The sequence below is a fragment of the Psychrobacter sp. APC 3279 genome (assembly GCF_030407795.1).
GTDB lineage: Bacteria > Pseudomonadota > Gammaproteobacteria > Pseudomonadales > Moraxellaceae > Psychrobacter.
In genome coordinates this window covers 24,707-36,889 of sequence record NZ_JASDCR010000002.1, presented here as the reverse complement: position 1 = coordinate 36,889, position 12,183 = coordinate 24,707, and the positions used below count along the sequence as shown (strand labels likewise).

The following is a 12,183-nucleotide window of genomic DNA, read 5'->3' as shown; positions in this document are numbered from 1 at the left end:
TTATGATTATAGATATTATCGGTGATATACATGGTTATGCAGACAAACTGGTCGGTCTGCTGCATCAGTTGGGCTATGAGCATAACGGTCAGCATTTCGTGCCACCAACAGGTCACAGGGCGTTGTTCATCGGCGATTTGATCGATCGTGGTTCGCAGCAACTAGCTACACTGGAAATTGTCTTTGCAATGCTAGATGCTGATGTAGCCGATGTAGTAATGGGCAACCATGAATATAATGCGTTGGCATATGCCACGCGCGATCCTGATAATACTAGCCAGTATTTACGCTCGCACAATGATATCCACAGACGCCAACACGAGGCGTTTTTGGCAGAGATACCATTTGGCTCAGAGCAACATGAGTACTGGTTGCAGCGTTTATACGAAATTCCATTATGGATTGAGACCGACTATGCGTGTTTTGTGCATGCTTGCTGGGATACAGATAGCATGGCGATACTAAAGCCCCTTCTGACTGATGATAACTGTCTGACTCCAGCAGGTTTAATCGCAACGGCTAAAGAAGATACCATCGCCTTTGACGCTTTAGAACGAGTACTAAAAGGGGTTGAAACGGGCTTACCTGATGGTATTGTGATGGTAGACAAAGAAGGTACCGAACGTACGCGAGTGCGAGTACGTTGGTGGCTAGATGAGCTTAATACACGCACACTTCGTGAAGTGTCTCGTGCTCCATCGTCCGCATTGGCACAAATTCCGCCTGATGCGTTGGCTGAAAATATTGACTTTGAATTAAAAACTCATAAACCTGTGTTTGTCGGGCACTATTGGCTCACTGGCACACCTGAGCCACTCAGTCCACAAGTTGCCTGTACTGACTACTCTGCTGCAGTAGATAGCGGCTATCTAACATGCTATCAACTGGATACCGAACAACCATTACCATTGACGGTCAATCACTTCGTTCAGTATTATCATGATGAAAAGCATATATAAAGTCATGATATCAATGCGATTAACACCATGTATATACTAAAAGTCAAACTTGGCTTTACGAGTGTAGCAAAATTTTTGTATGATGGTCTTTTTGAGGATATCCAATCATGAGCACCACGAATACTGCTGCTAACCAGAACGGTCCAATCACCTCCCCTGCTGGTCAGCCAAAAGTCGGCATCATCATGGGTTCGCAGTCTGACTGGGCAACTATGAGTGCTGCTGCGCAATTGCTTGCAGACTTTGACATTGCTTTTGATTGTGAAGTGGTCTCTGCACACCGTACGCCTGATAGATTATTTGATTATGCCAAAAGCGCAAAAGATAATGGTCTACAAGTCATCATTGCTGGTGCAGGCGGTGCCGCTCACCTGCCAGGTATGTGTGCCAGCCAAACGCCGCTACCTGTCTTTGGTGTCCCTGTAAAGTCATCTATGCTGAGCGGTTGGGATAGTTTACTATCTATCGTACAAATGCCAAAAGGCGTCGCTGTTGGTACTTTGGCGATTGGTGCTGCTGGTGCTTATAACGCTGCCCTACTTGCAATTCAAGTATTAGCATTGCATGATGATACGATTGCTACTAAGCTCGACCAAATGCGCCAAGCTCAAACTGAGACTATTCTTGCTAGCCCAACACCAGGTATTATCAATCCTTAGGTAGATATAAGTCGATCGGCTCTTATAGCAGAGTCTTTTAGATTGAAGGCTTAACGATTGAAGCTATCAATATATACTTTTAAGAAATTCCGATTAGAGATAAGGTGCATACAGTGCACCTTTTCCTATTTTCACCCATTGAGTTTTAGATTTTAATAGACCAGACACCTTATTCACTTTTATTCAAAGAGCCTGCCATGACTACAGCAAACGCTTATCCTGTTACCCAAACCATTCGTACCATCGGTATTTTAGGCGGTGGTCAGCTTGGTATGATGCTTGCCGAAGCCGCCATGCCACTGGGTTACCAATGTGTATTCTTAGAAGACAATCCAGAATGCCCTGCCAGCTTATACGGTCGTGTCTTTCATAGTGATCAATTAGAAGACTTTATCGCAGCAGCGGATGTCTTTACGTTAGAGTTTGAAAACACGCCAACGTCTACTGTTGAGCAACTGGTTAGCTTGTCAAAATCTGGCAGCAAGCAAGGCATGTTCCCACCATTGATTGCGCTTGATATCGCTCAAGATCGTCTAAAAGAAAAGCAGATGTTCAACACGCTTGATATCGCAACCGTGCCATTTATGGAAGTAAATTCTGAAGCTGAGCTCAAGCATGCTTGTAAAGAATTAGGACTGCCTATCGTTCTAAAAACCAGCCGAGGTGGTTACGATGGTAAGGGGCAGTTCGTTATCAGGCAAGACAGTGATATTAAAGCTGCTTGGCTAGATCTAAAAGACGCTGTCAGCGGTAAAGGCTCACTTACGTCAACACCTGCGCCGTTAATTGCTGAAGGTTTTATTAATTTTAGCCGTGAAGTCTCTATTATTGCAGCAAGAGCGCAAAATGGTCAGGTACGCTGTTACGATTTGGTCGAAAACCATCATCACAACGGTATATTGGCCAAAACTCAAGCACCTGCTGTTGGCACGAGTCACCTGTTTCAACAAGCAACAGATGCTATCACCAAAGTAATGAACCATTTGGACTATGTCGGCGTTATGGCGCTTGAATTGTTCGTCACCAAAGATGCTCGCGGTCATAACGCAATATTGGCGAATGAGATCGCACCACGGGTCCACAACTCTGGACACTGGAGTATCGAAGGCGCTATTACCAGCCAGTTTGAGAACCATATCCGTGCCGTGGTTAATTTGCCATTAGGCGATACAGATAACGTGCATCCTGCGATTATGGTAAATGTGCTGGGTCAATATCCTGATATCAGTGCAGTGTTAAATATCGATGGCGCTCATTATCATAGCTATCATAAGGCTGAGCGTGACGATCGTAAGATTGCTCATATCACCTTAATGCCTAATGACGTGACTGATTTAGAACCTGCTATGGCAAAACTGGTTGCTATCTTGCCAAACAAGGTTGGTCTAGATAAAGAATATGCAAGCGTGGATACTCAGCCTAGTAAAGCAGATGTCGATGTTAAGATTAATGCTAAAAACAGTACTCAGAACAGTGTTCAAAATGATGCCACAGCTGATGTTCTAGACAATAAAGACAGCCAAGCAGATAGCCTGTCTGCTCCTTCAGCAAAATCTGAGAAGGCCAATAAATAATGCAGATTTGGGTGGACGCAGACTCGGTACCATTGATTGCCAAAGATTTGATTATTAAAACGGCTGAACGTACCAAGACCATGACTATATTTGTGGCCAATCAGCCGATTAAGTTACGCAAATCGCCCTTACTTGTTATGACTGTCGTGCCATCAGGGTTCGACAAAGCGGATGATTATATCGTCGAGCAGATACAGGCTGGTGACTTGGCTATCACTAGCGACATTCCTTTGGCCAATGACATTTTGGATAAAGGTGGTATGGTATTGACGACGCGCGGTGTGGTCTACGATAAAAACAACATCAAGCAGAAGCTCAATATGCGCGACTTTATGGATACTATGCGCGGTACTGGTGTCCTAGAGTTGCAGGAAATGAGCGGTCAGAAACCCTACGGTGATCGAGATAAAAAAGCCTTTGCCGATGGTCTCAATCGCTTGGTTCGTTAGTGCTTTTTATCGTTTTATCTGACGCCTACCCATCCTGTCTTCTATTAAGTAACATTATCTAGCCAACGTTTGCTTCCTTGCAAACTGTATACACTCTATAACCAAACACTATTCAATCAGCACGCTTTATAACGAAGCGTGCTACCTATCTTTGTTACTCTATATTCAGTTTTTAAGATAAATAAACTTACTGAATAATTCAAAAAATAGCATTTAAATAAGAATAGGAATGATTATGAAAATTTTAGTCGTTGGTGCAAGTGGTCGAGTGGGCGGTGATTTGGTTAAGCAGTTATTGGCTGATGATCATCAAGTTATTGGCACGACTCGTCAGAAAGAAAAGCTATTTGATAATGATAATTACACTCAGCTAGATTTAGACATTACAGCCAGCAAAGACTCTATTGAAAAACAACTGGATCAGGACATTGAAGCTGTTTACTTTGTTGCAGGATCTGGTGGCAAAAACGTCCTAGAAGTTGACTTGCACGGTGCTGTAAAAACAATGCAGGCTGCACAAGATAAAGGTATTAAACGTTATATTATGCTGAGTTCAGTCTTTTCATTAGAAACTGACAAATGGGATGAAAACCCAGGTATTGCAGATCTAAAAGAATACTACATCTCTAAACACTACGCCGATCACTGGTTAGTGAACAACAGCTCACTTGATTACACTATCGTACAGCCAGGCGCACTAAAAGAACGCGCTGGTACAGGCAAAATCACTATTAATGATACCAGCTCTGGTGAGAATGCAATCGAAGATGTAGCCACAACGCTAGCCGCGGTGCTAACCGCAGATAACACCATAGGCAAAGTCTTCAATCTACACAATGGCGACATTGATATCAATGAAGCAGTTGCTACCGTATAAATAAGTTTAGTATTACTAAAATTGGTTGTATCTGCTAAATTTTAGAAGCAGCCAATACAAAAGGTCGTTGTCGATTCGCCAATATCTAATTGGTAAATCGGCAACGGCCTTTTTATTACGTATTTAAATCACTGATAATTGAAAAGATTCACATCCAATCATGCTTGCCCACTGGGAAAAGGAATGACTTCTTCCAAGCTGCTTGCACCTGTCAACACCATTAGCAATCTATCCATACCGACTGCGATACCGCTACATGGCATCAAATCATTGGATGCGGCTAATAGATGTTCATCGATTGGCATTTGAGGTAGATCATGACGCGCGCGTAATTGATTATCCTGTTCAAAACGGTCACGCAATGCTTGACCATCTGCTAGCTCATCATAAGCATTGGCAATCTCAATGCCGTTAATGTATAGCTCGAAACGTTTTGCAATTTTATTACCGTCTTTATCCCTAGCTGTCTTCGCTAATGCAGCGGTCGCAGGTGGGTACTCTATAATTAATGTCGGCAAATCATGACCTAGGTTTGGCTCTACGGCATGACTGAATAATAAATCTAACCAGCTCTGGCGACGATTTTCTTCGCTATCATCAGCATTATTAAAATCAAATCCTGTCAAACCCATATCTTCTGCCACGGCTTGCAATGCAGTTAAACTCGCTGTTAACGGATGGATACCTACAAAATCCATAAAGGCATCGACATAGCGATAATGACTCATCACAACTGAATGACCATAAAGCGCTTCTAACAACTCATTAAGTTCAGTTGCCATCTCGTCCAGACTATAATGAGGTTGATACCATTCGAGCATCGTAAATTCAATATTATGACGCGTGCCTATTTCGTTATCACGAAAGACAGGACAAATCTGATAAATAGGCACTTGCCAGCTGGCTAATAAACGCTTCATCGCAAACTCAGGCGAGGTATGCAGATAATAAGTGCGCGGACGGTCTTGATAGGTCACGTGAGCTGCTACAGACTGCAAAAAAGTGTCTGTATTGCCTGCTTGGGATAATAGCGGTGTCTGCACTTCCAGCACTTGTCGACTGGTAAAAAACTGCCGAATATTGCTGACGAATAGCGCGCGTTGTTGTGCCATCGCAAGTGTCATGGTTGGCGCGTAGCTAGGATTAGAAGTAATAAACTGCGAAGAAATGTTATTTGCTTGAGTCATGGGGCTCTACTGCGACTGATGAATAATTGGTTGCTCAGTATCTTGTTTAATTAAAACTGCCACTCACGGCGCAAGTGGTAGTCACGTCTCAAACCGTCGAAGTCAGCACCATTTACTTGCCCATCAACTGCTTTATTTCGCAATGAGGTATCATCTTGCATGATGTCATAAAACTTTGGCAGTCTATCCGGATGTGATTTTAGTTCAGACCATAAGAACATATTTAGCGGTAGCAGATTGGACATAGATTGAGTTGGAGGTATCGATAATTTTTCACACAAGACATCATAAATGATTTGTGTGCCACGCAGCTTACCTTCTAGCGTATAGCCAGCGATATGCGGTGTGGCAATAGCAAGTTTGGATAGTAAGCTTGCTGCGACTTCTGGCTCATGCTCAAACACATCTAGCACCACTTGACGGCCAGTACGCTCAATATCTGCTTCAAGCGCACTTTCCTCAATTACAGGCCCGCGCGCACTATTAATTAACATCGTATCGGCAGGCATCATTGCTAATGCAGCTGCGTTAATAAGATGACGTGTTGGGTAATCACTACCTTTAGGGTTCGACGCATTCTTTTCATTGGTTAAAGGCACATGCAGACTGATCACGTCACTTTGGCTAAGCACCTGCTCCAAGCTAGCATTATTAGTTTTAGAGGCTGGTAATAGAGGATCATAACCTAGCACCTGCCAACCCAAATCATAGGCATATTGAGCAAGTGTACTACCGATATTGCCAAGACCAATAACACCTAATGTTAAAGGTGCCGACTGCTGCCAATACTGCGGACGCAAAGTAAAAATAGCCGTCAATACATATTGAGCCACAGAATGCTTACTACAACCAGCCGCATTGGCAAAAGTGATATTGCGAGACGCTAGATAATCTTGATCTACATGGTCGGTACCAATAGTCGCAGACCCAACAAACTGTACACTGTTATTATCAACCAGTAGCGCTTCGTTTACTTTCGTCACCGAGCGTATCAGCAATACATCTGGCTGTGCTTCGGCAAGTAGCGCTGCATCAATATCTCGACCAGCGACAGTGATAATTTTAACCCTATGCTCAGTCAGCTGACTAAGCATAGCGTCATTAAAAAAATCATTCAGACTGGCGATGTTGCTGTCCGCTAAAATAGTGATATTTTTAATCGCGCTTAACTTATCGATTTTATTATTCGTCGATTCTGCCATATTCTTATTTGTCATTACTCATCGTCTCTATCGATAATTTTTTACATTGTATTTGCTAGTGACTCGTTATTCTGGTTCGTGCACAGGATCTATCGCACGAGGGTCAGAAAGCATCACCTCTTGCTGAGCAAATATCTCATTCTTATGCTGTGATATCCACTCGCGCCATACCGCAAGCCCGATAGCCAATACGACAGGCCCGATAAACAAACCGACAAAACCAAACGCTGTTAGACCACCTAATACACCAATAAAAATAATGATAAAAGGGATTTTAGTCGCGCCACTGATGACGATAGGACGAATCAAATTATCCACCCAGCTAATCACCAGCACACCCCATAATGCTAGGCCAATACCTTCTGCAGTATGTCCTTGACTCAGTAGCCAAATAGATACACCACCCCAAACAAATGGCGTGCCGAACGGAATCAACGCAATGATAAACGTGACAATGGTTAATAAAATAGGACTTGGTGCACCAGAGAAATAATAACCGATACCTGCCAGTGTCGCCTGTGCCAACGCTGTTAAACCAATACCGTAGACTACGGCACGTGTGGTTGTACCTACAGAATCAATATAGCCATCGATACGATTACCGATGATATTGCGAAGCGCTTGACGAATTTGACGAATCAGACTGGTTCCATCTCGGTAAAAGAAGAAGAGCGTCATTAATGCCATACCCAGCTTGGCCAAACTACTGAACACCACGTCAAATGCTATTTTGCCATAATATAAATGCGACTGAACCCAAATGCGAAAAGCTTCTAGCGTCCCTTCTGGGTTTTTGTTAATACGCCACAGCACGTCTTTTACTTGCTGACCGATGATAGGCAAATCTTTGAGGGAGTCAGGCACATCTAAGTAACCTACCTTGATACGGTAAATCAAATTACTGATTAAACTCAAAGCTTCTTGCTGCAAGATAAACACACCGATGACCAGTGGCACGCCTATTATCAGTGAGATGCTCACCGTCATAATAGCGGCGCTAAAGTCTGGGCTCAGCTTCACCTTTTCATGGAAGAAATTATAAATAGGAAAAGTCACATAGGCCAAAATCGCTGCCCACAGCGCTGGTACAATAAAAAACTGCACCACTTGAAAACACAATACGAACAGCACCACTAGCAACGTAATTGCCAATAAGCGCTGAATAATAAATTCTTTTGTCCAGTTTTCAATCATAGCGTATAAACCAAAAGCGGACAGCAAACGATAGTTTTGCTGGCGAGTTTATAAATGTGTGATGAATATTAGCTCTTAGACACTGTCTGTAAGCCATATCCATTAGCGAGAGTTGCGAATCATACAAAAAAGCATTGGGTCGGACTTATATTGCTATGGACTTATAAATTCACATGAAGATTAAGTAATATGACGATTAAATAGTATGACTATGTCCAGTTCTATACTACAAATTTATAGCCATTTATTATTGTAGATAAAATAATAAAAATGCAGCTAGCACACTTTATTATGCAATAAAGCGTGTGAATTATATAACGCGTTGTTGTAATCTTTACTTACAACTTTGTCTATGCAAGCTTACTAGATGGCGACGATAATGACTAGCGCATAATGCATGAATTTAGTGTGTAAAAATGATGTATTGAAAACTACTTTTATGTTCAGCTTTTAAACTGTTATCTTATAAGGGAATCCACTGGTGCGTTCTATTTGTCGCGACAATTGATGTTATACTAAAGCAATTATTTTAAGCTTTTCAGTGTAGTTAAGTTTATTTGCACATATTTATTTACATCGTCGTACAGACAGCGAATCCTTTGAGCCAGATTTCAACACCCGCTTATATCGTCTTCTTTTAGACTATCATAAGTTCTAATTTTAGGGTGTCGCTATCACTTAGAGTGAGTTACTTGAGCAAAATCATAAGTCTTTTATAAAGGCTTATACGAGATTTAGGCTCAGCATATCAGCTCAATATTTGAGCTTGATATGCAAGAGCGCAGTTTTGAGTTAATTTCGGATTTACTTTGATTTTATTTGAAATCAATACAGACACACCAAATTTTAATAATATATCGATAGGAACAATAACAATGTCAAAAGACACTGATAACCCCAACTCTAACACCTCAAACGAAGCCAGTAAGACCAATAAACCACAAGATACTGTCACTTTTGCCTTAGCTCAATCACATTTTTTGGTCGGTGATATTGCAACCAACGTCGAAAAAATGCGTACCCTAGCATTACAAGCCCGCGAACAAGGTGCTGACGTAATCGTATTCCCAGAGTTAGCGCTGTTAGGCTACCCTCCACAAGATTTATTGCTGCGTCCAAGCTTGTCAGGTCGCGTCAAAAGCGCTTTATCTACTTTGAGTGATATTGATGATATCGTCATGATTGTCGGCTATCCGCATGTCGATCATCACGGAACTTTTAACTCTGCTGCCATCCTACATAATGGTCATCAAAAAGGCTTTTATCATAAGCAAATTTTGCCAAACTATGGCGTATTTGATGAGCGTCGCTACTTCGATAAAGGTCGCAATCAAGTTTTATTTGACTATAAAGGCATTACTATTGGTCTGCTTATCTGTGAAGATTTGTGGGAAAAAGGTCCTATCTCTGAGCTTAAAAAACAAGGTGCTGATTTAATCGTAAGCTTAAACGCCTCGCCTTTTGAGATTGAAAAACAAGACAATCGCAAAACCATGCTGGCCAAGCGTAGCCGTGAAAACAAACTACCTATCGTCTATGTCAATGCTGTCGGCGGGCAAGACGATCTAGTGTTTGATGGCGGCTCTATGGCTGTACAAGCTGACGGTAGCGTTGCCCATGAAGCGCCGCGCTTTATGAACCAGTTGCTACTGGCTACGTTAGATGTAAAAACTGCTAAATTTAACGAGCAGACCAAAGCGCCTCTAACTTTGAGCCGTGAATCTGAAATGTATCAAGCGTTAGTCGTCGGTCTACGCGACTATGTTAACCATTCAGGATTCTCTGGCATTATTGTCGGGTTGTCAGGTGGTATTGACTCGGCATTGACACTCTGTATTGCTGTTGACGCTCTAGGCGCTGATAAGGTATATGCGGTCATGATGCCATACGAGTATACCTCTCAAATCAGTCTAGAAGATGCTCAAGCACAGGCACGTCGCTTAAATGTTTCTTACACCGTCTGCCCTATTTTTGATGCTGTCGAAGGCATTCGTCATACGCTAGCGCCGTTATTCAATAAGTCGCCAGCAGATACGACCGAAGAAAACATCCAAGCGCGCGCTCGCGGTGTTATTTTGATGGCCTTGTCTAATAAATTCGGTCATTTGGTTATCACGACTGGTAACAAGTCAGAATTGGCTGTTGGTTATTCAACACTATATGGCGACATGGCTGGTGGCTTTGACGTACTAAAAGACGTATATAAGTCTCAAGTTTATAAATTGGCGAGCTATCGTAACCGTTTAGAGGATACGCCGGTTATTCCTGAGCGCGTTATTACTCGTCCGCCATCGGCTGAATTACGTCCAGATCAAAAAGATCAAGACAGCCTACCTGACTACGATGTGTTAGATGGTATCTTGACGTCATATATCGATGAAGACATGGGCTATCAAGAGATTATTGATAAAGGCTTTGATGCTGAGATGGTCGCTAAAGTCATCAAGATGGTAGACAACAGCGAATATAAACGCCTGCAATCTCCTATCGGTACTAAGATTAGCCATAAAGCTTTTGGGCGTGAGCGTCGTTATCCATTGGTCAATAAGTGGTCAATCAAAGGTTAATTACTACACACCTCTCAATTTCTACTGTCTATGAGTTGAGAGGTACTAGTTAGCCAGTTTTACAAGATATCGAATTTTTACTATTAGCTGGGTGCTTACTCAGCTTTTTTGGTTTTTATCCATCAAAAATTTTTACACCTAACCATATTCTTTTCCACACAGTTTCACTAACTATTTTGCCTCAATTATCTTTATTTCTTTTTCGAGTACGTCATGAGTTTGCTAACCGCTAGTATCTTTCTTCTTTTACTGCTTGCCTTAAGTACCTTTGTCTCTGCTGCTGAGATTGCCATTGCCGCAGGCCGCAAAATCAAGCTCCAAATTATGGCAAAAGAAGGCGATGTTCGCGCACTTGATGTGCTCAATATGCAAGAGCATCCTGGTAGCTTTATCACCGTCGTACAAATAGTGCTAAATGCGGTCGCTATTTCAGCTGGTGCCGTGGGTGAATCGGCCATTAGCCCTTATCTCGAGCAGTTATTAAATAGTGAAACGATAGCATCAGTTATATCGTTTGTACTTATCACGAGTTTGTTTTCACTACTTGCCGACCTAATGCCTAGGCGTTTGGCCATGTCAAACGCTGAGACGATAGCGGTACGGCTCGTACGCCCGATGATGTTGTTGATATTTATACTAAAGCCTATTATATGGGTGTTCGATGGGGCTGCAAATATCCTGTTTAAGCTTTTTGGCATCTCGACCATACGTCAAGATGATATGACACCAGAAGATATTTATGCAGTGATGGATGCTGGTGCCGAAGCGGGTGTACTAAAGAAGCAAGAGCATCACTTGATAGAAAATATCTTTGATATGCAAGAGCGTACCGTCACCTCAGTGATGAATCCTCGAGAAAATATCGTTTACTTTGATACCAAGACAAGTACCGAAGAAGTCGTGAATATCATGATTGAGCAGCCCCACAATAAATTTTTGGTCTGCCATGATGACGATTTAGAGCATATCGTTGGTTATGTAGAATCTCGTAGCTTTTTGGCTTTGGTTTTGAACCAACAAGAAGTTAGCTTAACGAACAAAACTCTATTGAAGCCAGCACTTTTCGTGCCTGATACTTTGTCTCTATTTGAAGTATTAGAGATGTTTAAATCTACTGGCGCTGATTTTGCGGTAATTGTGAATGAATATGCCCTAGTCGTTGGTGTTATCACCTTAAAGGACGTGATGAGCATTGTAATGGGTGAGTTGGTAACGCTCGAGGAACAGCCTATTGTCCAGCGCACTGACAACTCGTGGCTAATCGATGGCATGACCCCTATCGAAGATGTAATTCGTGCATTAGATATCGTCGACTTACCACGAAGTCAAAATTACGAGACTATCAGTGGATTTATGATGTATATGCTCCGAAAAATCCCTAAAAAGACCGACACGATTGAGTATGCTAATTATCGATTTGAGATTATCGCAACTGATAATCTTAAAATTACACAGATGCTAGTCACCAAATTAGAAGATGTCCTTTAATTTACTAGCTAGTTAAAGAATGCTTAA

10 protein-coding genes are annotated in these 12,183 nt (G+C 42.1%); 7 read left to right on the top strand and 3 right to left on the bottom strand.

The features are described 5' to 3' along the window. Positions 1-2: 2 nt before the first annotated feature. The 5 genes from QL898_RS01120 to QL898_RS01100 all read left to right on the top strand — a co-directional run bounded on the left by QL898_RS01120 (position 3) and on the right by QL898_RS01100 (position 4,518). Positions 3-959 (top strand): metallophosphoesterase, encoded by a 957-nt coding sequence (locus QL898_RS01120; protein ID WP_201548566.1) that lies wholly within the window; start codon positions 3-5, stop codon positions 957-959. A 107-nt stretch (positions 960-1,066) separates the two neighbouring features. Beyond that, positions 1,067-1,618 carry a 5-(carboxyamino)imidazole ribonucleotide mutase gene (purE, locus tag QL898_RS01115; protein WP_201548564.1) on the top strand — a complete coding sequence of 184 codons (552 nt, stop codon included), beginning with the start codon at positions 1,067-1,069 and terminating at the stop codon, positions 1,616-1,618. 197 nt (positions 1,619-1,815) lie between these two features. Then, positions 1,816-3,192, top strand: coding sequence for a 5-(carboxyamino)imidazole ribonucleotide synthase (locus QL898_RS01110; RefSeq protein ID WP_290175501.1), 1,377 nt, complete (start codon positions 1,816-1,818; stop codon positions 3,190-3,192). Then, positions 3,192-3,641 (top strand): DUF188 domain-containing protein, encoded by a 450-nt coding sequence (locus QL898_RS01105; RefSeq protein WP_201548560.1) that lies wholly within the window; start codon positions 3,192-3,194, stop codon positions 3,639-3,641. The genes QL898_RS01110 and QL898_RS01105 overlap by 1 nt, the downstream gene beginning before the upstream one ends. Positions 3,642-3,876: 235 nt before the next feature. Beyond that, complete coding sequence (locus QL898_RS01100; protein WP_201548558.1) at positions 3,877-4,518, top strand: NAD(P)H-binding protein; 642 nt, start codon at positions 3,877-3,879, stop codon at positions 4,516-4,518. A gap of 158 nt (positions 4,519-4,676) precedes the next feature. Here QL898_RS01100 and epmA read toward each other — a convergent pair whose 3' ends face one another. The 3 genes from epmA to QL898_RS01085 all read right to left on the bottom strand — a co-directional run bounded on the left by epmA (position 4,677) and on the right by QL898_RS01085 (position 8,101). Next, positions 4,677-5,705 (bottom strand): EF-P lysine aminoacylase EpmA, encoded by a 1,029-nt coding sequence (epmA, locus tag QL898_RS01095; protein WP_290175500.1) that lies wholly within the window; start codon positions 5,703-5,705, stop codon positions 4,677-4,679. A 50-nt stretch (positions 5,706-5,755) separates the two neighbouring features. After that, positions 5,756-6,865, bottom strand: coding sequence for a 4-phosphoerythronate dehydrogenase (locus QL898_RS01090; RefSeq protein ID WP_290175578.1), 1,110 nt, complete (start codon positions 6,863-6,865; stop codon positions 5,756-5,758). Between the two features lie 108 nt (positions 6,866-6,973). Then, a complete protein-coding gene (locus QL898_RS01085) occupies positions 6,974-8,101 on the bottom strand; it encodes an AI-2E family transporter (RefSeq protein ID WP_290175499.1) in 1,128 nt (375 codons plus the stop codon). Between the two features lie 875 nt (positions 8,102-8,976). Between QL898_RS01085 and QL898_RS01080 the strand changes: the two genes are divergently transcribed. Together QL898_RS01080 and QL898_RS01075 are read left to right on the top strand one after the other, a co-directional pair. Continuing rightward, the gene (locus QL898_RS01080) at positions 8,977-10,668 is read left to right on the top strand and encodes an NAD+ synthase (RefSeq protein ID WP_290175498.1); all 1,692 of its coding nucleotides are present in this window, start codon (positions 8,977-8,979) and stop codon (positions 10,666-10,668) included. A gap of 213 nt (positions 10,669-10,881) precedes the next feature. Next, positions 10,882-12,156, top strand: coding sequence for a hemolysin family protein (locus QL898_RS01075; RefSeq protein WP_201548550.1), 1,275 nt, complete (start codon positions 10,882-10,884; stop codon positions 12,154-12,156). The last annotated feature ends 27 nt before the right edge of the window (positions 12,157-12,183 follow it).